The 24,459-nt window shown below is 67.9% G+C and carries 20 protein-coding genes; 3 read left to right on the top strand and 17 right to left on the bottom strand.

What is annotated here, in order from left to right; all coding sequences use genetic code 11:
* Positions 1–61: 61 nt before the first annotated feature.
* From G6N49_RS18980 to G6N49_RS18960, 5 genes are all read right to left on the bottom strand, one after another.
* Positions 62–475, bottom strand: coding sequence for a hypothetical protein (locus G6N49_RS18980; protein ID WP_083044887.1), 414 nt, complete (start codon positions 473–475; stop codon positions 62–64).
* Positions 476–527: 52 nt separating this feature from the next.
* Positions 528–1,409 (bottom strand): DMT family transporter, encoded by an 882-nt coding sequence (locus G6N49_RS18975; protein WP_083044888.1) that lies wholly within the window; start codon positions 1,407–1,409, stop codon positions 528–530.
* A complete protein-coding gene (locus tag G6N49_RS18970; RefSeq protein WP_064917306.1) occupies positions 1,409–2,284 on the bottom strand; it encodes an SDR family oxidoreductase in 876 nt (291 codons plus the stop codon). The genes G6N49_RS18975 and G6N49_RS18970 overlap by 1 nt, the downstream gene beginning before the upstream one ends.
* A gap of 68 nt (positions 2,285–2,352) precedes the next feature.
* Positions 2,353–3,321, bottom strand: a complete 969-nt coding sequence (locus G6N49_RS18965; protein WP_083044889.1) for a Bug family tripartite tricarboxylate transporter substrate binding protein — start codon at positions 3,319–3,321, stop codon at positions 2,353–2,355.
* A gap of 55 nt (positions 3,322–3,376) precedes the next feature.
* Complete coding sequence (locus tag G6N49_RS18960) at positions 3,377–3,760, bottom strand: hypothetical protein (RefSeq protein WP_041924973.1); 384 nt, start codon at positions 3,758–3,760, stop codon at positions 3,377–3,379.
* Positions 3,761–3,872: 112 nt separating this feature from the next.
* On the opposite strand from G6N49_RS18960, the gene G6N49_RS18955 reads away from it, so the two are divergent.
* Together G6N49_RS18955 and G6N49_RS18950 are read left to right on the top strand one after the other, a co-directional pair.
* Positions 3,873–4,418 carry a TetR/AcrR family transcriptional regulator gene (locus tag G6N49_RS18955; RefSeq protein WP_011854678.1) on the top strand — a complete coding sequence of 182 codons (546 nt, stop codon included), beginning with the start codon at positions 3,873–3,875 and terminating at the stop codon, positions 4,416–4,418.
* A 58-nt stretch (positions 4,419–4,476) separates the two neighbouring features.
* Positions 4,477–5,862, top strand: a complete 1,386-nt coding sequence (locus G6N49_RS18950; protein ID WP_064917259.1) for a WS/DGAT/MGAT family O-acyltransferase — start codon at positions 4,477–4,479, stop codon at positions 5,860–5,862.
* Positions 5,863–6,188: 326 nt separating this feature from the next.
* Here the strand turns inward: G6N49_RS18950 and G6N49_RS29560 are convergent, their stop codons facing one another.
* Entirely contained in the window at positions 6,189–6,728 is a 540-nt protein-coding gene (locus G6N49_RS29560) for a hypothetical protein (protein WP_234789281.1), read from the bottom strand.
* A gap of 171 nt (positions 6,729–6,899) precedes the next feature.
* On the opposite strand from G6N49_RS29560, the gene G6N49_RS18945 reads away from it, so the two are divergent.
* Complete coding sequence (locus tag G6N49_RS18945) at positions 6,900–8,891, top strand: YncE family protein (protein WP_235679541.1); 1,992 nt, start codon at positions 6,900–6,902, stop codon at positions 8,889–8,891.
* 12 nt (positions 8,892–8,903) lie between these two features.
* Here the strand turns inward: G6N49_RS18945 and G6N49_RS18940 are convergent, their stop codons facing one another.
* The 11 genes from G6N49_RS18940 to G6N49_RS18890 all read right to left on the bottom strand — a co-directional run bounded on the left by G6N49_RS18940 (position 8,904) and on the right by G6N49_RS18890 (position 24,316).
* Entirely contained in the window at positions 8,904–9,572 is a 669-nt protein-coding gene (locus G6N49_RS18940; RefSeq protein WP_083044891.1) for a DUF2293 domain-containing protein, read from the bottom strand.
* 9 nt (positions 9,573–9,581) lie between these two features.
* Positions 9,582–11,930: an AAA family ATPase gene (locus G6N49_RS18935; protein ID WP_083044892.1), complete on the bottom strand. Its 2,349-nt coding sequence runs from the start codon at positions 11,928–11,930 to the stop codon at positions 9,582–9,584.
* A gap of 30 nt (positions 11,931–11,960) precedes the next feature.
* Positions 11,961–12,977 carry a TIGR03617 family F420-dependent LLM class oxidoreductase gene (locus tag G6N49_RS18930; protein WP_083044944.1) on the bottom strand — a complete coding sequence of 339 codons (1,017 nt, stop codon included), beginning with the start codon at positions 12,975–12,977 and terminating at the stop codon, positions 11,961–11,963.
* Positions 12,978–13,094: 117 nt separating this feature from the next.
* Complete coding sequence (locus tag G6N49_RS18925; protein ID WP_083044893.1) at positions 13,095–16,457, bottom strand: ATP-binding protein; 3,363 nt, start codon at positions 16,455–16,457, stop codon at positions 13,095–13,097.
* The gene (locus tag G6N49_RS18920; protein ID WP_011854685.1) at positions 16,450–17,148 is read right to left on the bottom strand and encodes a DUF4194 domain-containing protein; all 699 of its coding nucleotides are present in this window, start codon (positions 17,146–17,148) and stop codon (positions 16,450–16,452) included. The genes G6N49_RS18925 and G6N49_RS18920 overlap by 8 nt, the downstream gene beginning before the upstream one ends.
* Positions 17,145–18,587 carry a DUF3375 domain-containing protein gene (locus G6N49_RS18915; protein ID WP_083044894.1) on the bottom strand — a complete coding sequence of 481 codons (1,443 nt, stop codon included), beginning with the start codon at positions 18,585–18,587 and terminating at the stop codon, positions 17,145–17,147. Before G6N49_RS18915 ends, G6N49_RS18920 begins: the two co-directional genes overlap by 4 nt.
* Positions 18,588–18,675: 88 nt before the next feature.
* Positions 18,676–19,425, bottom strand: coding sequence for a creatininase family protein (locus G6N49_RS18910; RefSeq protein WP_064917264.1), 750 nt, complete (start codon positions 19,423–19,425; stop codon positions 18,676–18,678).
* 2 nt (positions 19,426–19,427) lie between these two features.
* Positions 19,428–20,474, bottom strand: a complete 1,047-nt coding sequence (locus G6N49_RS18905) for a D-2-hydroxyacid dehydrogenase (protein ID WP_011854688.1) — start codon at positions 20,472–20,474, stop codon at positions 19,428–19,430.
* Positions 20,471–22,072, bottom strand: a complete 1,602-nt coding sequence (locus G6N49_RS18900) for an amino acid ABC transporter permease/ATP-binding protein (RefSeq protein WP_082967882.1) — start codon at positions 22,070–22,072, stop codon at positions 20,471–20,473. Before G6N49_RS18900 ends, G6N49_RS18905 begins: the two co-directional genes overlap by 4 nt.
* Positions 22,066–22,875, bottom strand: coding sequence for an ABC transporter substrate-binding protein (locus tag G6N49_RS18895; RefSeq protein ID WP_011558289.1), 810 nt, complete (start codon positions 22,873–22,875; stop codon positions 22,066–22,068). The genes G6N49_RS18900 and G6N49_RS18895 overlap by 7 nt, the downstream gene beginning before the upstream one ends.
* A gap of 79 nt (positions 22,876–22,954) precedes the next feature.
* Positions 22,955–24,316 (bottom strand): glutamine synthetase family protein, encoded by a 1,362-nt coding sequence (locus G6N49_RS18890; RefSeq protein ID WP_011558290.1) that lies wholly within the window; start codon positions 24,314–24,316, stop codon positions 22,955–22,957.
* Positions 24,317–24,459 lie beyond the last annotated feature (143 nt).

Raw genomic sequence — 24,459 nt, 5'->3', positions numbered from 1 at the left:
CGTGCGGCGGGTCCGCTTGCCCAGGATCGCGTTGTATCCGATGGGGGTCTTGGTCGAGGCGTTACCGTCCGGAGGGTCCGCGCCGCTTCCGTGTCTTACCCTCGTCGGCCGGCGGTTCCTCCCTCGGCGTGAGCCCGGTGATCCGCCCGAAGGTGCCCACCCCGGGAAGGTCGCCCACCGCACGGAACGCGGCGTCACTGGTCGCCGCCAGCGCCTGCAACTGCGGCAGGACCCGGTCCATCGCCTGCAGCGTCGGATCGGCCAACGCCATGTATCTCTCGAATCTGTCCAGCGTCGCGTTGAGTCGTTCCGTCGCCCTGGCGAGGTTCTCGATCAGTTCGGGCAACTGCCCGACGATCTGCGCGGACGCCGTCGGCACCCGCATCGCCCCCGCGGCCGCATCCTGCGCCGCGTGCAGCGCAGCCTGGGCGGCCGCCAGGACGTCGTTGGACTGCGATTTCTTCGAATCGGCCATACCTCAACTGTGTGCCCGCGTCAGGCTGCTGTCCACGTGCACAGCCCAAGCGTTACCCAACCGCCACCGGGGAACGCGCCCGCACCGCGACCAGGCCGCCGCCGATCACCAACGCCATCCCGAGATACATGTACAGCGTCGGGGGATGGTGCCAGACGATCCAGTCGATCAGCGCGGTGAACACGATGACGCAGTAGATGAACGGTCCGACCTTCTCCGCCGACGCGTACCGGTAGGCCACCACGATGAGGATCTGCGAGAACAGCTGCGCGAAACCGAGGGCGATCAACCACCCCCACGCCCGCGGCGGAAACGCCTGCCAGTCGAAAGCCGCGATGGGAACGGACAATACGGTCGACAGCAGGAAGTAGTAGAACAGCACCCGGGTCATCGGCTCGGTCGCCCCGAGCCAGCGCACCGTCATCATCGCGACGGCCAGCAGGACCGCGCCCGCCAGCGCAGACACTTCGCCGATGTGGAAGCTGCGGGCCTGCGGCTGCAGCACCAGCATCACTCCCGCGAACCCGATGCCGGCGCCGATCCACGTCGCCCTCGCCACCGGTTGCCGGGTGACCACCCACGCCACCAACGGCATCCACAGCGGAGCGCTGTAGGTCAGCAGCGTCGCGTTGGCCAACGGGATCTGGGAGATCGCGAAGAACAGCGCATACCAGCACGCCGTGCCGGTGACCGCCCGCGTCACGTGCAGACCGATTTTGGAGGTCCGCAGCGACGACCACCCGTCGCGCGCCACGACCGGAACGATGAACAACAGGCAGATCAGGTTCTGGAACAACAACAGCACCCCGGTCGAGGTGTATTGGCCTGCCACCTTCGCCAGCGTGCCGACCAGCGCCACGCAGAAGAACGCCGCCGTCGTCAGCGCCGCGCCCAGGGCCAGGTTCTCGGGCCGGTGCCCCACCGACGCTTTCACTAATGCCCCTGAGCGGCAGCCGCTTTGATGGCATTGCGGTTCATCCGGTTGGTCTCGCGCTCGAAAATGTTGTTGAGCGCGCGCGGGGCCACGACGTCGAGCGCCCGCAGCGCCAGCGCCTTGCGGGGCGCGATGCGGATCGGCCGGGTGCGCGCCGCGGTGACCATCCACTGTGCGGCCTCGTCGGCGGACAGGGCTGCGAGGCCGCTGTAGGCCTGCGTCGGTGCGATCATCGGCGTCGACACCAACGGGTAGTACACGGTCGTCGCGTGCACGCCCGCGTGGCCCCATTCGGTGTCGATGACGCGGCTGACGGCGCTCAGCGCCGCCTTGGATGCGTTGTAGGCGGCGAACATCGGCGACGACTCCGGCAGCACCCGCCAGCTGGCGATGTTGATGATGTGGCCGTCGCCGCGTTCGATCATCCCGGGTGCCAGTCCGCGGATGAGCCGCAGCGGCGCGTAGTAGTTGAGCTGCATGACCCGTTCGACGTCGTGCCAGCGATCCAGTGACTGGGCCAACGGCCTGCGGATCGACCGCGCGGCATTGTTGATCAGAACATCAACGGGGCCAACTCTTTCCATCAACGCATCGACCTCGTCGAGGTTCGCCAGGTTGGCCGGGATGGCGCTGGCGGAGCCGCCGGCCGCGGTGATGCGTTCGACCACCTCGGCCAACAGCGCCTCTCGGCGCGCGACCGCGATGACGAAAGCGCCTTCGGCGGCGAGCTTCTGCGCGGCGACGGCACCGATCCCCGAGGATGCTCCGGTCAGCAGGATCCGCTTACCGCGCAGATCGACCGTCGGGCGCGCCGGCCACCGTGGAACAGGACGCATCCCGGCCAGCCGCAACGACCTCTTGATGCTCGGAATCATCGGCGCCACTCCCGTCCGCTGACAATGTAGGCGCAGGCCGACGGCGATGCGACGCATTCACCGAATGGTCAGGGACCCGCTTCCTCGAGGGCGGTCTTGACGTCTTCCTGCGTCTCGGCGAGGAAGGTCTGGAACTCGTCACCGGTCATGAAGGTGGTGGTGAAGTGGCTGCGCGCGGCGATCTGCTGCCAGGTCGGTGACCGCACCATCTCGCCGAGGGCCGTCTGCCAGTAAGCGACCGCGAACTGCGGCATGTCCGGTGGGCCGTAGAGGCCGCGCCAGTTGGACAGCGTGACGTCGAGTCCCTGCTCGCGGGCGGTGGGCACGTCGAGGTTCGGCAGCCGCTCCTCGGAGAGCACACCGAGGGCGGTGAACTCTCCGGACTTCACCTGGTCGACGACTTCGCTGATCCCCGTGATCGCCACGGGGATCTCGCCGTTGCGCAGGGCGGTGCTTTGGTCGCCGCCGCCCTCGAAGGGCACGTAGTTGATCGTCGACGGGTCTCCACCCGCCGCGGCGACGAGCAGGTCGAAGGGGGCCTGATCGTCGGTGGCGGCGCCGATCGGGACGGCGGGGTCGGCCTTCACGGCGGCCATCACGTCGGTCAGGTTCTTGTACGGGCTCCCCGCGCCGGTGACGACGACGTAGTACTCCGTCATCAGGCGCGCGATCATCGTGACGTCGGTGTAGCCGTACTCCGAGAGGCCGCGCAGTTCGTTCATCATCATCGACAGCGAGGTGACCGACACCTGGTCGTCCTTGCCCCGGCACTGCTCGACCATGGTGGCGAGGAATTGCGCTCCGATACCGCCCGGCCGATTCTGCACCGGCAGCGGGACGTCGACGAGGCGCTCCTTCTGCAGTGCCTCGACGACCGCGCGGATCGTGATGTCGAACCCGCTGCCGGGATTGGCGCCCGCCGTCATCGTCACCGGCCCCGAGGGGTAGTCCTGCGTGGCGGCAGCCGGTTTCGAGTCCTGGCAACCGGTGAGCACGAGCGTGGCAGCCAGCAACGCGCCCAGCGCGGATTTGATCACCAGGAAGCTCTACACCGATTTCGCCGCCGGTGGGGGAGCTTTGGCCGTTAAGTGATCAGGCGGCGATGCGCTCGTCCTCGCGCCGCGACGGCGCGCCCCTGGTGATCGACGCGATGTCCCGCACGTCGTCGGCGCGGACCTGAGCGCCGCGGTAGGTCAGGAGGTAGCGGTCGATCTCATCCCGCTTCAGCGGCGTCGCGAAGATGTTCACCCCGGGGATCTCGATGCCGCTCTCGTTCTCTTCGGCCCTCCTGCGGGCTCCGGCGCGGAACAACACGACGGTCGCGATCATGGAGGCAACGAGGCCCGCGCCGATGATGCCGGCCAGGACGCTCCCGGCGGCCAACGCGTAGACGAACAGTCCCAGCGCGATGAATCCGACCAGGAAACCCACGTACGCGACGTATGTGATCGCTTCGCCTCGCATCTTCTTCAACACGCCTATCACTCCTCCGGTCTTACGCTTCGCTACGCGTATCGTAGCGCTACGTTTAGTGTAGCGTAATTCCGGTCGCCGGTATTCCCGGTGGAGCGAGACCGGGGGAGGGCCGATGGTGCAGCGACGGGACGTCGACGCCGGGATCACCGAAGCCACCCTGGACCTGCTGCGCACGAAGGGGCCGCGGTCGGTGACCGTCGAGGCGGTGACCGCACGCTCGGGGATCGCGAAGACGACGATCTACCGCAGGCACAGCGACCGACGGGACATGCTGGCCGTCGCACTCTCGCGGGTGACCGCGCCGGAACCGCTCGCTCCGGACACCGACGCGCCGGACCGGCTGCGGTGGGTGATCGGGGAGGCGGTCAAGGCGATCGAGGACGGCATCGGCTTCGGCGGCTTCGCGGCGCTGCTCACCGACGACGACCCGGAGTTCACCGCGCTCTTCCGTCAGATCCTCGTCGACCAGCGGGCCGAGATCGAGGCGGTGATCGACGCGGGCAGCGCCGACGGCTCGTTTCGCGAGGACGTCGACGGTGCGGCGCTGATCGACGCCATCGTCGGTGCGCACATCGCCGAGCGCGCGCGGACGGGAACCGTGGCAGAGGGGTGGGAGGAGCGGTTGTTCGAGCTCTTCTGGCCGGTCGTGCGTGCGTGAGTAACGAGTCTCTGCGCTCGCGGTTTGGCCGATCTGCCCGCGGGGGTACTGCAGGCGGATGGAGCGGTTGAGCGGCCTCGATGCGGGTCTTCTGTACAGCGAATCATCCGCGGTGCCCCTCAACGTGTGCTCGGTCGTCGAATTGGACACCTCGACGGTTCCCGGCGGCTACACCTTCGAGCGCTTCAGCAGTGACCTGGCGTCCCGCATGAGTGCGCTGCCGGAGCTGCGGGCGAAGCTCGCCGACAGCCAGCTGAACCTGGACCATCCGGTCTGGGTGGAGGACAGGGATTTCGACCTGTCCCGTCACCTGAAACGGATCAGCCTTCCGTCGCCGGGAGGGCGTCAGGAACTGGTCGACATCTGCGCACACATCGCGGCGGTTCCGCTGGACCGCAGCAAGCCGCTGTGGGAGATGTGGGTGATCGAGGGCGTCGGCGAAACCGACCCGCGGGAAGGCGGCCGGCTGGCGCTGATGCTGCGGCTCCACCACGCTGTGGTCGACGGGGTCTCGGCAGCCAACCTGCTCAATCAACTGTGCGATCCCGAGCCCGTGGGCACGCCTCGCGATCCCGTCGAAGGACCGGGCGACGCGACACCTCTGGGGATCGCAGCGGACGGACTGCGGCGGTTCGTCACCCGCCCGTTGCAGCTGACCAGGGTGATTCCGGAGACGACGTCGACGCTCGTCACGACGGTGCGTCGTGCGGTCAGCGGCACCGCCATGGCCCCACCGTTCAAAGCTCCCCACACCCCCTTCAACGCCGAACTGACCGCGGAGCGCAATATCGCCCTGGCGCAACTCGATTTGAAAGACGTCAAACGTGTGAAGAACCGGTACGACGTCAAGGTCAATGACGTGGTGATGGCGTTGTGCGCGGGCGCGTTGCGCGGATTCCTGAACAAGCGTGCCGAACTGCCGGACAGGCCGATGATCGCCATGGTGCCGTCGTCGGTGCGTGACAAGTCCGACCGTCCGGGCCGCAATCAGCTCTCGGGCATGTTCTGCAACTTGCACACCGACATCGACGACCCGGTGCAGCGCCTTCATGCGATCGCCGAATCCGATTCGCACGCAAAGGAACACAGCTCGGCGCTGGGCCCGACGCTGTTGGTCGACCTGGCCGAGATCATCTCTCGCGGGACGTTCGGGCTGCTCGTGAACGTGATGTCCCGTACGCCGTTGACGCACACGGCCATTCACAACGTGATCATCTCCAATGTCGCCGGGCCGCCGCATACGCTGTACTCGTGCGGCGCCGAGGTCAAGGCGCTGTATCCGCTCGGCCCGATCTTCCACGGCTCGGGACTGAACATCACGGTGATGTCGCTCGGGGACAAGTTGAACGTGGGCATCATCTCGTGCCCGAAGCTGGTGGACGACCTCTGGGACCTGGCCGACCGCTTCGAGGACGAGCTGAAGGAGTTGCTCAGCCGGTCGTGACGGCGGGCGTTGAGCGCGTTGACTCTGCGCTCGGGGCGCACGCCACTCGCACGTTGTGACCGTGGGCGCAGAGTCAATGCCCTGGCGACAGCGCGTCTTTGCCGACCTCACCACACCTAATAGTTGATTTGCCAACGAAGCGCTGACGAGCGTGTTAATTATATTTGGCAAATTCAACAAGGGGGGACGGCATGGCCGGTCAGCGCAGTGGACAGGGGAAATCAAGGGCGAACGGACGTCACCGCAGGGGTGGCGGCGTGGAGCCCTACAAGTGGCTCGGCGCCGGTGCGGTGGCCCTCGGGTTGGGCGTCGCAGTCGCCAACGGGTCAGGCATCGCCCATGCCGACGAGGGCGCAGGGTCGGCGCCTTCGGCGTCCGCGTCTCAGGACGATCGTGGGGGTAGCCAGGAGTCGACGAACGACGACGACAACCAGAACAACAAGAACGACGAAGACAACGAACCCACCGAAGACAACGGACCCACCGGAGACGGCGACACCGACGAGGACGACACCGACGAGGACGACGAAACACCGGACCTCGATGACACCGACGAACTCGACGACGACACCGAACTCGACGCCGAGGACGACCTCGGCACCGGCGACGAGCTCGGCGCAGGCGATTTCACGGCAACACACACCGCCGAGTCGCAGCGCGCGCTCACCTTCGTCGACGAAGAGCCGGCCGCGGAGCCGGAGCCGATCGCCGAGGTCGACCCTATAGTTCCCGAAAGTCCGGTCTCTGCGGTGCTTCCCGAGCTCGTGGCGCCCGTCGGTGTGAACACCGACCCTGAGGTACCTCCGCCGCCCGTCGCTCCGACGCTGAACGAACTCGTCGTCGCCGCCTATCGGCCGGCCAACCAACGCGGGACGGGTGCGGCACCAGCGTCCGCGCAGACCACCAGCGAGTCGGCCCCCTCGACGACCCAACCGCTCGCAGCGGCCGCCGCGCCCTCAGGGGTCATCGACCGAGTCTCACTCGGTGACGCCCTGCCGCACACCGTCGTCGTCAGTCCCGACGGGCGCACGGTCTACGTGATCACCACGACGATTTCGGCCGACGGCGGATCGGTGCCCACCAGCACGGTGTACGGCATCGACACGAGGACCAACCGCCCAGTCGGGGATCCACTCGCGGTGGGATACGTTCCGCAGACGGGATTTTCGACGACAGCGAAGCCTCTGGCGTTCAGCCCCGACGGGAAGCGCGTGTACGTCTCGTCGATGAGCCAGGGTGCGGATGGACAGCTCTCCGGTCGGATCGACGTGATCGACGCCGCCAGCGGCCAAGCGGCTGGTGCCCCAGTCGAGTTGGTCAACACGGCGGCGACGGGGCTGGTCGTCAGTCCGGACGGACGCCGCCTGTATACCGCGAACGCCGACAGTACCGTGACGGTGATCGACCTGCAGCACAACAACACGCCGGTCGCCACGGTCCCGATCGGGATATTCTCCGGCCCGGGCTCGCCGGGCGGCGGCCCGCTCGACATCGTCATCAGCCAGAACGACGCCCAGACGGTGTACGTCTTCGACTACGCCGAGAGGGCGGTGTACGTACTGGACCCGGCGACCAGCACGACTGACCCCGATCCGGTCCTGGTCGACGGTTATCCGCTCGCGATGGCGCTGTCCCCGGATGGTTCGCGGCTCTTCGTCAACACCATGACATTCGCCGACCCCAGCGGTTCCACGACTAGTCAGGCCGGCCTGGTTGTCATCGACACGGCGACCAAATCCGTTATCGGACAGCCGATTCTGTATGGATCGCCGACCGAGGGGCCCGCGACCAACGGTGTGATCCTCGCGAGTCCCGATGGCAGGTACGTCTACACCGAGACCTTCGCCTCCGGGTCCGGCGGCGTTCCCACCGGGACGCTGTGGAAGATCGACACCGTGGTCGGGACGGTGCAGGCGGTGGCGAGCGGGCTGTACCCGTCGGCGCCGGTGCTGAGCCCGGACGGTACTCGGCTCTACGTGCCCGCGGTCGCGGTCGTCGACGGCCAACCGCAGCTGGCCATCGGGGCCGTGAGCACGGCCGACGGAACGATGCTCACCCGGATTCCGATTGACACCGGCTCTCCGACGGCGGTGGCGGTGAGCCCGGACGGCACGCGCCTCTACCTGGGACAGCTGTTGGGGGAGGCGGGACAGGACCCCGCGAGTTTGACCGGCCAGCTGGCGGTGATCGACACCGGGACGAGTAACGCGGTGACGCCGCCGCGAGCGGTCAACCCGATCACGCTCATCATTCGCACAGTGACCAATGCGGTGCGGGCCTCGGTGCAGACCATCGCGCATGCGATCAACCAGAATGTCGCCTCAGTCTCCAGACTGCTCGGCACCGTGGCCGGTTTCGCCGGTTCAGCGATCTTCGAGACAGGGCTCGCTTGGGTCAGTGCCGCCCAAGCCCTTTCCCAGATCGGGGGTAAGGCCCTCGGCAACATCCTGACCGCGGTGAACGTCGCAGCCGCGGCGGTCAGCGGGCAGTTCGCCAAGATCCCGTTCATTCTCACCGGAGCCGTTGGCGACCTCTATTCGTATTTGGCGATCAGGAACTGGAATGCCGTGGGATTCCTGGTCGGCCAAGCCGTGAGCATCTGGTCCTACGTCTTCGAGCAAGCCACAAAGATCGATCCACGGGACATTCCGGGGACGCTTCAGTATGCGGCGCAGAATCCGGGGGTGGTGATTCGCGAACTTGCCGGCGCCACCTTGACGGTGGGTGTCAAAGTTGCCACCTCGGTCGGCGGCGCGGTCGGAGGAGTCCGCCGGGAAGCAGTCGCGCTCGCGGGGGCCGTTCGGAACGTCACGGTCGACGCTGCGAGGGCGGTGGTTACTCGCGTGACGTCCGCGGGGAACGCCGTCGTCCAGGGAGCGCGGACCACCGTCGGTGTGGCGGCTCGAGCGGCGACGGATGTGGTGAACACCGTCGGCCGCGCAGCGACCAAGACCGTCGACGCGGTGGTCGGCAATGCACGAAATGCCCTGAACGCCATCAGCAAATGGCGGCCATGGCCATTCGGCTGATTTAGGGTGCACTCACGCGTCGAGCGGCGTGACACCGTCGCGCCACGCGCTGAGCACGCTCTCCACGCGGTCCCACACCTTGGCCCGAGCCGTATCGCGATACTCGCCGGCCATCAGCAGCTCGTCATAGTCGGTGTCGACATGTCGGACGGAGGCCTCGACGGCGAGGCGCACCGCGTCGGGATCCCACTCCCGGTCGGCGGCGCCTCGCCCGACGCACGCGGCGTGGATCGCGATCGCCTCGGCGCGCTCGGGCGGACACCCTGGGAACAGCTCACGGATCGCCGCGACGAACTTGCCCTCGAAACGCAGATTCTCGACCGCGCGGTGGGTCCTCGGAGAGCGGCGGCGCGCCAGAAACGCGTTGTCCGACAGGCACTCGCGCGCCGCCTGCTCGATCGCCGCAGGCTCGGCGAGGATGCCGTGGCGCTCATAGCGGCCGCGACGCAGGTTCCAGCGCACCACGACCGCGGATAACCGGCTGGCCGCCCGTGCGCGCCGGCTCAGCGCCGCCTCGCCCGAGGGCAGGAACTCGAGGTGACCGAGATCGGCGCAGTCGAGACACACCCCACTGGTCCTGCCCCGCAGGAAGAAGTCACCGGCTGCCCCGCACAACTCGCATTCCCGGGCGTGTTCGGCCGACACCACCGTCCGGCCGCGTTGCGTGCTGACGTTCTTCATGAACCGACGCTACGTCGGGGGTGCGACACCGCTCAGCCAGGCGAAGAACTCCTCGGCGGTGAACACCGGCTTGCCGTACTCCTGCGCTTTGCGCGCTTTCCCCGACTGCGTGCCCGCCTCGGCCGTCACCAGCACCTCGCACCGCGTCTTGGTCACCGACCGCACCGGTTTCAACCCCGCCGCCTCGGCCATCCGCTCGATCTCCTCGCGCTCCACCACCCGCCCCGACGGGTCCAGCGCCGTCCCGGTGAAACAGATCCGCGCGCCCGGTGCCAACGCCTCACCGATGTCGTGGCGCACCACCAGTTCCGCGTCGCTCACCACGTCGACACCGAGCAGCGACGACGCCTCGTGTAGCCGCGCCACCACCTCGTCGGGCAGCAGCGCGCGGCTCGCCGCCGCACGCAACTGATCGGCCACTGCCAGCCGCGCCGCCGCATCCCACGACGAGTCGAGGTCTCGGTGCGCCGACGCACCCAGCAGCACCGCCCCCACGTCGCGGCTGATCCGCAACAGCGCCGACAGCCCAGGCAGATGTTCGGCCTTCGGCGTCGGCACCGAAGGGTCCCGGCTGACCAGCAGCCCCGAAACCGATTCGGCGAGTTCGGGTTCCTCGAACGCCGACGAGCCCTCCTCGACCGTCGTCGACGCCAGGGCCGCGAGCGCCGACCGTGCCCGCTCCAGCGCTGTGCGCCCCGAGGCCCGCGCTCCACGCAGTTCGACGCCCAACGGCATCACCGCCACATGGCCGAGCCGTTTGAGCTCGAAATCGATCAGTCCCAGCGTCTCGTCGACGCCGGGCCCCACCGGCGTGCAACCCGCCAGCATCGGCGCGATCACCGCCCACACGTCACGTAGCGTGGGCGCCAACAACACGTCGGACACGCTGATGCCGTACGCCTTTCGCGCATCGGCGAGATCGCGCTGCGGGTTCACCAGGGTCGAGACGGCGGTGCCGTCGTCGAACGCCACCGCCAGCTCCACCGGCCGCGGCCGGGACATCCGGCCCTCGTCGCCGACGGTGAGCATCCCGATCGCGCAGTACCTGCGCGCCCCCGCACCGCTGACCGAGGTGCGCAGGAATCGCGCGATCCGCCGGTCGGTCTTCAAATCCTTCGGCAGCACAGGGCGTTTGAGCACCAGCCCGGCCAATGACGTGCAGCGGCTCAACGCGACGTACAGCTGACCCGTCGAGAACATGCCACCGGTGAGGTCGACGACCACCCGCTCCAGCGTCTGCCCCTGGCTCTTGTGGATGGTGATCGCCCACGCCAGCTTGAACGGCAGTTGCGTGAACGTCCCGATGACCTCACGCCGCAGTGCGCCGCCGTCGACCACCGGTCGCGTCGCCTCCCACGTGAACGGTGTGACCTCCGCGCACGACCCGTCGGCGAACTCGACCTCCACGACCACGCCGTAGCGGTCGTAGCCCACGCCGACGACACGCCCGATCGACCCGTTGACCCACCGGTCACCCTGATCGTTGTTGAGCATCATCACCTGCGCGCCGATCTTGAACCGCAGCTCGTCCTCGATCGGCTTGTCGAACAGCGACAGGTCGCCGGACTCGCGGGCACGGTGCATCAACTCGTCGCCGGGCAGCCGCTCGAGGTGCTGACGGTTGCGCGCGGTCACCAGCCGATTGGTCGGCGCCAACGTCAGCCAGAACTCGTCGTCGGGCGGGACGAAATCCTTGTCGGCGCGCGCGTTGAGCTGCTCCTGCGCGTGGCCCAGCAGCACACCTTCGCGAATCTCGTTGAGGATCCCTGTCATTCGGTCGTCGCCGAGCTGGCGGAACACCGTCGTCAACGAGATGGTGGGGAAGTGGGCGCGCTCGAACTTGCGGGCCGAGAAGAAGTACGGCGTCTCGTAGACCGACGAGAAGTAGCCCTCCTCGCCGTCGCCGACGACCGGCGGCAACTGGTAGAGGTCGCCGACCAGCACGACCTGGACCCCGCCGAACGGCACGCCCGGCTCCGGGCCGAACTTCTCCAGCGCCGTGGCGACCATGTCGAAGACGTCGGCGCGGACCATGGACGCCTCGTCGATGATCAGCGTCTGCAGCGACGCCAGTGTCTTGGCGAACCGGCCCGGCCGGTAGTCGCCGCCGGTGACGTCGGCCAGCGTGGTCGTGGTGCGGAACCCGAACAGTCGGTGGATGGTGTAGCCGTCGACGTTCAACGCCGCGATCCCGGTGGGGGCGACCACCACCACACTGCGGTCCGTCTCGGCCATGAAACGCCGGATCAGCGTGGACTTACCGGTGCCCGCCTTACCGGTGAGGAACAGGTGGCGGCCGCCGGCCAGAAGCGCCAACGCCTCCCGGAACTCGTCGGTGAGGACCAGATCCCCGCTCACGGTCGCACAGTACCCGCCGGCAACCCCGCGCTAACGGCTCGACAGACGCTGCGCAACGGTGCCGTACCGCTCGAGCCGCTCCGCATCCGCGAGGGCGTTGTAGAGCACGAGGCGGGTCGCGGTGTGGCCGTACTTCGTCTCGAGCGCCTCGGCGAGGCCGTCCCACGACGATTCGGTCGCGAACGTCGCGAGGTGGTCGTCGGTGATCTGCGCGGCCATCCCCTCGATATCGCCGGCCTTCTGCCGCTCCCGGATGCGGGCCGTGGTTCCCTCGAAGCCGGCCTCGTCCCAGATGAACGCGTAGTTGGGTGTGCTCCCGTAGAAGCTCATACTCGCCCGCACCAGTTCGCGTTCTTTGTGCCGTTCCTCGTCGGAGTCGCCAACGATCGTCATCACCGGCACGATCAGCGCGATGTCCTGCGGCGAGCGCCCCGACTTCTCTGCTCCCTCAGCGACTTTGGGAACGACGTGGCGCGCGATGTAACCCGGCTCGCCGAGCGGGTGCACGTGGACCCCGTCGGCCACCTCGGCGGCCATCCGCAGCATCCACGGATTCACCGCGGCGATGTCGACCCTGGGATCCGGCGCGTCGATCGGCCCTGCGCTCCACTGCGGCGTGATGAAGTCGAGGTCGTAGAACTCGCCGTGATGGTCGAGGGTGCCGGTCCGGAACGCCGCAAAGCACGCCTTCACCGCGAGGACGTAGTCACGCAGCCGCGGACCGGGATGGGCGAACTCGACACCGTAGCGACGCACGACGTGCGTGCGCACCTGGGTGCCCAGGCCCAGCCGGAAGTTCCCGCCGGTGGCCTCCTGCAGTTCCCACGCCGTCGCGGCCGTCACGAAGGGACTGCGGGGGAACGCGACCGCCACACCCGTCGACAACTCCAGACCCGGCGCCGCTTGCGCGGCCACCGCGGCGTTGAGGTAGGCGGTTCTTCCGGTTTCGGTGAACAGCAGACCGTCGAAGCCGGCTTCCTGGCAGCGGCGCGCGAGTCCGCCGGTCTGCTGCAGTGGCTGGGGAGTCGTCATCACATCGACGTGCACGATCGGCACCCTACGCCGGACGTCAGGATCAGGCCGACGTCGACTGTGCGTACCGATACGATCCGCGCGCCGAGTCGCGTATGAAACCGCACAACCGCGTGGTGACGGGCGTCGTCGTCAGACCCCGGCGGGGACTTTGGCGTTCGCCCGCATCTCCCGGCGCAGCTCGCCGAACTCCGAGATCGTCCGCGTCGCCACCGTGGCCACGGGGCGGGCGTTGCGGCCCGTCGCCTCCGTCTTCGACACCATGACCACGCTGTCGATGTAGGGCTGAATCGTCGTCGCGTTCTGCACTGTCGCCACGATCACCAGCTGGAAGCCGAACTTGCGGAACGCCGACAGCGCCTGCTGGGCGAACTGCGGATCGGATTTGGAGAACGCCTCGTCGAGCATCAGCTGCGCGAAAACCGGCCTGTTGTCGGTACTGTCGGGGCTGGCCAGGTTGAAGCTCAGCGCGCCCGCCAGGCAGAACGCCATCAGCTTCTCCTGCTCGCCTCCGGAGTTGTCGCCGGCGTTGGAATGCGTGCGGATCAACTCCTCGGTGGCCACATCCCATTCCGCGCAGTCGAAGGTGAACCTGTTGCGCACATCGAGCGCATCGCGCGTCCAAGCCTTGTCCTCCGGCGCCGTCGACGCCAACCGGTTGCGCAACCGGAGGATGTCGGCGTACTGGTCGAGGATCGCCTGCTTGTCGCCCAGGCCGACCTCGGCGATGCGCCGCGAGATCGACCGCACGATCTCCGTCAGCTCCGACACCGCCGTCAACTGGCGCGGTGTGGCCCGCAGCGTCAATCGGGTGCCGCGGTTGAACTCCACCGCACCCAGGCCGGTGTTGACCCGTTCGATCTGCTCGGCGATGCGCCGCGCCTCCTGCTCGGCGACCCGGTGCAGCGTCAGGATCGCATCCGGCGCCTGCTCGGTCACCAACCGCATCATCCGCTCGTAGGCCTCGGGCAACTCACGTTCGTCGATGTGCCGGCACAGCGCCACGTAGTCGTGCACCCGCTCGTCGAAGTTGGTGCTGTCGTTCGGGATTGCGTCCGGGAACGCGGTGTCGAACGTGTTGAGGATGCGGGCCAGTTCGTCATACGAGCGACGCCGGCTCTCGCGCAGCTGCTCGCGCTCCTTCTTGATCGCGGCGAACAGCGCATCGCGGTGCGGTTCCGGGCCGAGCAGCTCGAGCGTCACCGGCACCTGTCCGGCGTAGCGGTGCAGCAGCTCGGTCAACGGCTCCGACACGAACGCAGGCTGCAGACGTTCCTGCAGCTCCAACAGTTGGGTGCGACGGGAGTCCAGATCGTCGCGACGGGTCTGGATCGCACCCCGCCGCGTCATCAACACCTGGATCTGCGACCAGCATTCGTCGGCGCGCGCGTTGAGCGCCTCGATGTCGGGATGGTCGGCGAGCAGCAGCTCGTACTGTTCTCGCAGCCGGTCGGCGTGGCCGTCGGCGGTCTCGACGTCGATCTGGCTCCACTGCGGGAACTGCTCGCAGATCGCCTTGCACGCCGCCGCCCGGTCGCGCCACTGCTGGCGCTGTGCGGCGATCTCGTCGGCGACCCGGCGGGCCTTCTGGTATGCCTCCTCGGCGGCGGCCAGGTCGACGGTCAAGGCGTTGATCTTCGCCGACACGTCACCCTGGTACAGGTACTCGGACTGCTTCAGCGGGCGGCGGTCGTCCTTGATCGCCAACCGGTCGGAGTCCTTGTACAGGCCGGTGTCGGTGACCGCCCGGCGGAACCGCGCGAACACCTCGGGGGTGTCGACGCAGACGTGGTCACCGGCGCCCGTGACGACATCGACGGCCTCGGCCGCGCACGGATGGCTCGGGTCGACGGCGAACAGCTTGCCCGCCAACGTGTTCGGTTCGGGTTCCACCGGTTCGGCGCCGTAGACTCTGGCCCGCACGTGGTGCAGCGCGAGCCGGCCGCGCATGTTCGTCTCGTTGACGAACTTCAGCACCTTGGTCCAGTGCTGGTCGGGCACCAGCAGCCGCAGCCCCGCCCCGCGCAGCACCTTCTCGACCGCGATCCGCCAGCGCGTCTGATTCGGCCGCAGGTCCATCAGCTCGGCGACGTACGGCAACTCACCCGCGTCGACACCGATCGCCGCGCAGATCTGGTCGCGCATCAGCAGCGCGAACTCCGGCAGCGCCGACCCCACGTGCTCGACGCGCTTGAGTTCCTTGGCCGCATCGTCACGGGCGATGCGCGCCGCCTTCTGCGCGTACTCCGCGTCGGTGGACGCCTCGCGGTTGCGCTCGACCTTGGCGAGCAGTTCGGTGGCCTCGGTGAGCAGCTCCTCGCGCAGGTTCCAGAACTCGTCGGCGGTGTCCGGGACGTCGAGGCCCTGTGCGGTCACCATGTCCTCGTAGGCGCTGCGCCGGCGTGACACCTGCTCGGCCTCGGTCTCGGCGGCGGTCACCTGCGACTGCAGCGGTCCGATGCTGGCGCTGTTCCCGCTGATCTGCGCGTTGAGCGAATCCGCCTCGGCCTTGGCCAGATTCAGCGAACGGGTGACGTCCTCGTACTCGTTGTCGAGCTGGTCGATCGTGGTGTCGAGCTGGGCGATCTGCGTCGGGCACTGCGCCAGCCGGACGTGGTCGGTGTAGGCGCGCACCATCGGCAGGTCGACCAGGTCGATGATGCCCAGATCCGAGGACTCCGAGGCGTAGCGCTGCTGGATCTTCTCGATGTCGCCGAGGATCTTGCGTTTGCGCTGCGCGACCGCCAGCAGTTCGCGGGCCTCCACCAGCGGGTCGATCTGCTTGAGCGCCTCGGGCAGCCGCGCCAGGCTGTCGGGTTCGTCGAGCATGAACTCGCGGACGAACTGTTCCAGCCCGCCGACGCTTTTCAGTGACTTCGCCTTGCCGAGCAGCTGCTGGGCGGCGTCGGAGGCGCGGATACCGATCGTCGCGTACAGCTGCGCCAGGTACTGCGACTCGACCTTCGTGGTGAACCGCCAGCCGTCTACTTTGAACACACCGGTGTCGAAACGTCCCGCGGCCCAACGGTTGCACACGTCCTCGATGTCGAGGTCGCCGTCGCCGAGTACGAACCGGCTCGACGAATCCGACCGGGACTCGCCGGTCAGCCACTTGAGCACCAGACCGGTCACGGTGCGCCCGGAGTCGCCGGCGTAGGTGACCGCGACCGCCGACCAGGCGGTGCCGTCGCCGCGCAGGTACATCACCCGGCTGGTACCGCCGTCGCTGCGCTGGCCCCACGCGCCGCGCACGTACTTGTCCACGGTGCGCCGTCCCGCGCTCGACCCGGCCGCGGTGTTGTCACCGGAGGCGTTGAAGTTGCGGCGGTTGAACGGCAGGAAGCCGAGCGAGATCGCGTCCAGCAGAGACGATTTGCCGCTGCCGGAGGCGCCGGCGATCAGGGCGCCGCCCGCGCTGAACGGGATCGAGTGGTAGCCGTCGAACACGCCCCAGTTGATGACCTGCAGCCGCGACAGGTGGAACTGTTCAGTCAACGTGGACCTCCTCGGCCGGCGTGCCGCCGCCCAGCAGCTGTTCGAACTGCTGCTGCAGTTCGGTGATCACCGAGGCCGTCATGACGGCGTTGATCACCGGGCTGATGGTGTAGCTGTCATCGTCGTCGCGGCTGCGGCGCAGGATCTCCAGCCCGGCCAGCCGCGCGATCGCGCCGTCGATGCGCGCGGTGAACGTGACCGCGTCGCGGTCGGTGTCGTTGAGCACACCGGAGAACAACCCGTGCATCTCCTCGCGGCTGATGAGCACGCTCTGCCCGCCCGCGGCCCGCATCATCTGCGCCAGGTGCAACGCCAGGATCGAGTCGTAGGTGCCCAGCGGTTCGCGGCGCAGAAGCTTGGCGCCCCTTGCCGATTCGTAGCGGGCCTGTTCGACGAACGCCACATCGGTTCCGTCGACGATGCGAAGGATCAGGTCGAGTTCGGAGAGCCGCACGCTGAGTTGTCTGCGGTATTCGAGCACCCAGCTGAACAGGTCGCTGTCGGTCTCGGCGCTGATGTAGCGGCGGGTGAGCAGGTTCTGCAGCGCCCAGCAGGCGCGGTCGGGGAGTTCGGAGACGTCGCCGTCGAAGCGCGGCCTGCGCTGGTGCGGGGGACGGGCGTTCTGGTCGACCTGGGGGAGCTCTGAGAACGCGGCGAGGTCCGCGTCATGTTCGGTGGACGGAGAGGTCACTGCGAAACTCCAGCGAGGGTGGTGATCGGTTCGGTGAACATCAGGTCGGGCACGGCGATTTCGCGGTCACGGCCGTCGAGGGAGCGGAACCGGACGGTGGTCGACGCCGGCCGCCCGTCGTTCGGTTGCTTGAGCGCCCAGGACCACAGCACGATGACGTGGCCCAGGTACGCGTTGTCCAGCATGTCGACGGCGCGGGAGAGGGAGACCGGGAGCGCGGCGTTGAGCATGTCCGACATCGCGGGCGCGTCGACCTGTGTGGTCAGCGCCGCGAAGCTCGCCAGATCCACTTCGCCCCCAGCGGGTTTGGCGGGTTTGGGCGCCGACAGGTCGCCGATCTTGAAACTCAGCGCGCCGACGGAGCTGATCGCGTGGCGGGCCAGCGGCACGTCGATGCCGAGCCTCGAGTCCGTGAGCGAGGTCTTCAGCAGGGCGCGGGCGGCGCCGATGGCCTCGTTGAGCTGACGGGCCACCCCGCGGCTCTGCTCGAGCGTGCCGAACGCGGTGAACCGCTTGACCCGCTGGGCGCAGCGCTGCTGGATGCGTTCGACCTCGTCGATCTGGTGGCCGACGAGTTCGAAGAACCCGGCCATCACCTTGCGAAGCGCCGGGTCGAGCAGGGGCAGCGCCTCGGCGACCGCGGCGACATCGGCCTCGAACTCGGCGCGCTGGTCGGGGTCGTTGATCATCCGGAGGAAGGCGCGGTGGCTGTCGCGGCCCTGCGAGTCCCACGCGGCCTGGTAGTCGGCGTACATCTGGCGTTGCCGGTCGCGGTACTCGGCGTTGCTGTCGATCGGCTCGTCGAGCGCGGCGGTGGCCTGTTCGATCATCGAACCGTATTGCCCGATGTCGGTGATGAGCCGTTCCATCTGCAGAGCGATCGCGCGGGCCTCGTCGTAGGCGTCGGTGACATCCGGCTCCGGGCGGGTGCCGGCCTCGAGGTCGTCGAGTTCGGCCTGCAGCGCCGCGATCTCGGCCTCGATGCTCTTGCGGATGCGGGCCGGGTCGTTGCCGACGCGGATCGCGACCTGTTTGAGGCGCGAGGCGATGCCGTTGATCGAGCCGCCGGTGGCGATGGTGTCCTGGCGGCGCATCCCGCGAAGGAAGTCCAGGGCGCGGCGCGCGTCCTGGGTGAGGTAGCAGATGTTCTGGTCGCTGCGCTCGTCGACGATGCGGTGCAACCAGCCCTGGCTGGCCCACGACTTGATCAGCGCCAGCCCGGACTGGCCGTCGGGGTCGAGTTCGTGCAGGTCGCGCTCCAGCCGCACCACCAGCTCGGTTTCGGCGACGACGCCGTCGGCCAGATGGCGTTCCATGAGCGTGGCGTAGAGCCCGAGGTTGTGGGTGGCCAGCAGCCGGATCGCCCGGGATCCGTGCAGGTCGCGGTTGAGTTCGAGCAGCTCAGCCGCCGACAGCCCCCTGTTGTCGTCCACCTGCATTCCTCGATCTGTCCGCGTCTGTCCCCGTTCCTGCCGGACGACCCAACATAGGCCACGGCGGGGACATCGTCGGTGCCGGGTTGCGGCGCTACGGCAGCGGCGGCTCCTCGGTCCGTCCGCTGCGGACGCGCGCCGCGATGCCCTCCGCGGCGAGTTTCCACAGCTGCTCCCCGAGCTCCGCGGTCGCCAGCGAGGGTTTGCCGGTGACGCCGTTGCGGGACAGTTCGGTGGCGGTGTAGCGGAACACCAGACCGGCGGTGCGGTCCTCGTCGTCGGCGTCGCGCATGCGGTCGAGATGCACGAGGTCCGGCCGCATCGCCAGCAGCACCGAGGTCTCGGCGCAGTTGGCGTGGGCGTCGGCGGCGTCGGCCATCATGGCGGTGAGCACCTGGTCGTCGCACGTCCACCAGTCGACGGCGCCGACCCGCACATCGCGGCGCTCCAACCGGATGCGGTCGGTCGCGGTGTTCAGCGCGGCGGTGTTGCCCATGTGCCCGTTGACGAACAGCAGCCGCCGCAGCCCGGAGAGCGCCGCCCAGTGCACGTACTGCTCGACGATCCCGGCCAACAACGCCGGCGTCAGCGACAGCGTGCCCGGCAACTCGGTGCCGTGCCCGAAGCTGACCCCGAGCGTGATCGCCGGCAGCACCGGAGCCCCCGTCAGCTCCGATGCGCGTTCGCACATGGCGGTCGCGATGATCGTGTCCGCACCGACCGGTAGGTGCGGACCGTGTTGCTCGACCGCCCCGACCGGCACCAAACCCACCTCACGGCCGCCCGAAACCTCCGTGAAAGACAAATCGGGAGAGGCGTTCTCGCTCCAGACGACGGTGCTCATGCTCAGTAACCCGCCTTCGTGTCGACGACATTGATCAACGGCTCACCGCGGATGAGTCGTTCGAGGTTGCGGCAGAAGAGGTCGACCTGCCGGTCACCGAGCAGGTTCGACGCATGCGAATCGTGCGGTGAGATGTCCACCCCCGGCATATCCCACAGGGGGCTGTCGTCGGGAAGTGGTTCGTGCACATGGCAGTCGAGGAATCCACCGCCGAGCCGGCCGGTCTCGAACGCGTCGATCATCGCCGCCTCGTCGACGACCGCGCCGCGTGACACGTTCACCAGATAGGCGCCGGTGGGCAGTTTGGCGAACCGGTCGGCGTCGATGAGTCCGCGGGTGTCGGCGGTCAGTGGGCAGGCGATGACGAGGTAGTCGGCGCGCGAGAGCGCATCGTCGAGGCCGTCGGGACCGACCGTCGTGTCGAAGCCCTCGGCGGGGAGCGGATTGCGGCGTACCCCGATCGTGTGAATCCCGAGCGCCTGGGCCAGGCTGCCGATGGCCGTGCCGATGTGCCCGGTGCCCAGGACACACATCGTGGTGCCTGCCAGTTCGCGCGCGGGCAGCTGGGTCCAGTTCCTCGATCGCTGCTCGATACGCCTCTGGTACAGGAGCTTGGCCTGCGCCAGGATCGCGGCGATGACGCTCTCGGCGATGGCTGGGGCGTGCACCCCGGAGGCGTTGCACAACGTGACACCGTCGGGGATGAGCCCGGCGATCTGTTCGATTCCGGCACTGCAGGATTGGACGAGGCGCAGCTCCGGGCTGAGCAGCTGCCGGAAACCGGATTGGAACAGGATCGCCGGCAGCGACTCCCAACTCGCTTCGGTGCCGCTGCACTCGACGAGCACCGCCTGCGGTTTGCGCTCCACCAGGTAGCCGTCGTTGAGGTCGTAGACGGACGGATGTTCCAACCGGATTCCCGGGGAGCACGCCTCGATCCGGGCGATGTGGCGGTCGGTGAGCCAGCGCCCGTCGCTGAATTCCCCCTGGAAGCCGTAGGGCACCCCGGCGACCACCACGTCGAGCTCGTCGGTGAGGGGGAAGCTCACTGCAGAACCTTTCGGTGGGTGAGGGGTTTGGTGTCGGGCAGCAGGGCGGACAGGAACCGTTGGGTGCGTTCGCTGCTCGGCGCGTCGAGGACGCGTTCCGGCGGGCCCTGTTCGACGATCCGGCCGTCGTCGACGAACACCACGCGCGATGCGCACTGCCGGGCGAACGCGATCTCGTGGGTGACGACCACCATCGTCATACCCTGGTCGGCCAGTTGGCGCATGATGCGCAGGACGTCGCCGACCCGCTCGGGATCGAGCGCCGAGGTCGGCTCGTCGAAGAGCATGACCTCCGGTGCCAGGGCGAGTGCGCGGGCGATCGCGACGCGCTGCTGCTGCCCACCGGAGAGCTGCCCGGGATAGCGGTCGGCGGTCGCCTCGACACCCAGCTCGCGCAGCAGCATGTTGTTGACGTCGGTGGTGTGGCGGCGCGTCAGGCCCAGCACGCGCGCCTGACCCTCCCGGAGGTTGGCCGCGACGGTCATGTGCTGGAACAGGTTGAACTGCTGGAAGACGATCGCCAGGCCCGCGCGCAGCCGGTCCTTGGCGGTGAGCCGGCCCGCACCCGATTCCGCGATGGTCACGCCGTTGACCACCACCGAACCGTCGTCGACCTCGACCAGACCGTCCATGGCGCGCAGCAGTGTGCTCTTGCCCGAACCGCTCGACCCGAGGATGCAGACCACTTCGCCGCGCTGCACGTCGAGGTCGACGTCGTCGAGGACGACGGTGCCGCCGTAGGTCTTGCGGAGTCCCCGGACGCTGATCACGGTCGGCTGTTCGGTCATGTCACGGCCGGCGACGGTGCGGACCCGGTCCCAGTAGGTCTGGAACTCCGGGGCGTGCAGATCCAGCTGTACCGGAGTTTCGTCGGCGCCGCGGGCCGACGGAGCCGAAAGGTGCATGCGGGCAACCAACCACGATGCGAGTGGACCGCGGTGCCGCTGTCTGTCGTTGTCGAGGCGCCGTTCGCTGAGGTACTGCACCACCATGAGGATGGTGTTGAGCGCCAGGTAGATCGCCGCGGCGGCGCCGAAGACGGGCAGGTACTCGAAGTTGATCGACACCAGCTGCTGGCTGCGCAACGTCAATTCGGCCACCGCGATCGCCGAGGCCAGCGACGTGTTCTTGACCGTCATGATGGCCTCGCTGGCCAGTGCCGGCGTGATCACCCGCAGTGCCTGGGGCAGCCGGATGCGCAGCAGCGTCAACGCCGGTGACAGGCCGATCGACCTGGCGGCGTCGATCTGGGAGACGTTGACGGCGTTGAGTCCGCCGCGGAAAATCTCCGCCGCGAACGCCGCTGCGTTGAGCGCGAGCCCGAGGACGGCGGTGGTCTCCGACGACAGCTGCCAACCCCATTGGGGGAGAACGTTGTAGAGGAAGATCAACTGCAACAGTATCGGCGTGCCCCGCAGCACCCAGATGTAGACGCCCACCGCCAACCGTGGCAGGAACCAGCGCGAATCGCTGATCAGCGCGAGCAGCAGCCCCGCCGGCCAGGCGATGATCAGCGACAGCAGCGCGATCCGCAGTGCCAGCAGGCCACCGTCGATCAGTTCCGGCAGCGTGAAGTAATACCAGAACTCCGTCAACACTGGCGGATGGGATTGGCGGCCGTGAACTGCCACTGTTGGGCCGACTGGCAGTACGCCTCGGACGCGACGTAACTCTCCATGGCCTTCTGCAGTTCCGGTTTGAGCGGGCTGTCCTTCGCCACCGCCATGCCCACGACGCTCTTCTCGCCCTCGACGTTGAACGCGACGTCGAGTTTGTCGCCGAATTCGGTGCGCGAGATGTAGAGGGTCACGATGTCACCCTCGAGCTGTGCGTACACGCGACCGGTCGCGACGGCGTTGACACCTTGTGCGACGGAGGGGAAACCGGTCGGCTGCAGCGGAGGTTTACCGCTGTCGGTGCACTGTTGCGACCACGCGTCGAGCTGCGCACGTTCGGGCGGGCTCGCGGTCAGATAGGCCACCGACTGCCCGCACAGCGCCTCCGGCCCGGGGGTCTTCGGGGCGTTGTCGACCGTCGTCAGCACAGACAGCGGGATCTGCATGTAGTCGATGAAATCGACCTGCTCCCGGCGTTTCTCCGTGTTGTACATGCCCGACAGGATCGCGTCGATGCGCCCGGACTGCAGCGCGGGCAGCAGACCGTCGAACGAGATCTGCTCGAATCGGTAGGTCCAGCCCAGGTCGTCGGTCACGCCCTTGGCGAGGTCGTTCTCGAAGCCGACCACCTCGGTGGAGCCGTCTTCGAGGAACGACACCGGCGGGAAGTCGCCGGATGTGCCGATGACGATCTCGCGCGAGGCCGGATCGGCCTCGGCACCGGAGTTCTCGGCGGGGGTGCTGCTCGAACACGCGGAGACCAGCGCGAGCGCGATGGCCCCCACTGCTCCCGCGGCTCCCATTACGATCGGCATCCGATGGCGTCGCATCATGCTGGTCACTTCCTGATCGTGGGTGTCGGTGTCAGACGTCGAGGAGATAGCGGTCGACCTCCCACTGCGTGACCACGCTGTGGTAGCCGTTCCATTCGTCGACCTTCATCGCCAGGTAGTCCCTGACGAATCCGGCGGGGAACGTGGTGGCGACCAGTGGATCGGTGGCGAAGGCGTCGATGGCTTCGAGCAGGGTGCGCGGAAGTCGTTCTCCCGCACCGCCGGCCGACGCCTCCCAGTCGCTGGCGTCGTCGGTGACGGGTTCGCCGGGGTCCAGGCCGAGTTCGATGCCCTCGAGGCCGGCGGCGAGCGTGAACGCCGAGGCCAGGTACATGTTCGCCATCATGTCCACCGAGCGGTTCTCGATGGCGGGGCGGTTGCCGGGCAGCCGCAGCATGCAGGAGCGGTTGTTGGTGCCGTACCGTGCCCACACCGGTGCCCACGACACCGAACCGTCGGCCAGTTTCGGGGTGAGCCGCTTGTAGGAGTTGACCGTCGGGCAGGTCAGCGCCGACAGCGCCGGTGCGTGGCGCAGCACGCCCGCGGCGAACGACATCGCCGTCTTGCTCCAGCTGCCGTCCGGGTCGACGAAGACGTTGTCCCCGGTTGTGGTGGACACCAGGCTCATGTTCATGTGCGCCCCCGAACCCCAGGAGCGGGTCTCCGGCCGCGGCATGAACGACACTGTCGCGTCGACCTTTTGGGCCAGGGCGGGGAGCATCAGCCGCATGTAGGTCAGCCGGTCGCACATGCTCAGCACGTCGGTGTAGGAGAAGTCCAGCTCGTACTGGCCTTCGCCGCCCTCCTGGTCGAAGCTGTACAGCCCGTAGCCGGCCGCCTCCATGTGCGCGGACACCTCGGAGAAGAACTCCAGCGAGTCGATGACTGCGCGGGCGTCGTAGGCCGGGGTGGGCTCGATCACCGACGAGGCGAACCGCGGAGTCAGCTCCGGCAGCGCGCTGGTGCGGAACAGGTAGAACTCCGTCTCCACCCCGAGATTCATCGCGAACCCCATGTCGCGCGCCTTCGCGATCACCCCTTTGAGCGCCGAGCGGGGGCAGTTCTCGAACGGTTCGCCGGCGTCACCGAGTACGAGATCGGCGTGGAACAGCGCGATTCGCGGATCCCAGGACAGGATCCGCATGGTGTCGGGGTCGGGGAGGCCGACACATTCGTCCTCGGCGGGGTTCATCTCACCCAGCCGGCCGATGCCGCGCGGGGTGTAGCGCTCGGAGCCGGCCAGCATGTCCGGCAGATGGCCGATGGGGACGACCTTGCTCTTGGGCCGCCCGGTCACGTCGACCCAGGCGGCCATCGCGAACTGGACGCCGTCGTCGGCGAGTTCCGCAGCCAGACGGGCGTGGTCGTCTTGTTTGTCGTGCAGTGTTTTCATCGGTCCGGGACACCCGCCATCTAGAGTCGAAGTACAACGGAGAAGTGCGTAAAGAGTAGGCTGGCTCACATTTCGTAGCCGTGAACAAGTTGTAAAGCGAAGCAATTCGCGGGTTACGCTTTGAATATCGAAACTTGTGGGAG

Source organism: Mycolicibacterium monacense, assembly GCF_010731575.1.
GTDB lineage: Bacteria > Actinomycetota > Actinomycetes > Mycobacteriales > Mycobacteriaceae > Mycobacterium > Mycobacterium monacense.
The sequence above is the reverse complement of the archived record's forward strand: the minus strand, read 5'-3'. Positions and strand labels throughout refer to the sequence as shown.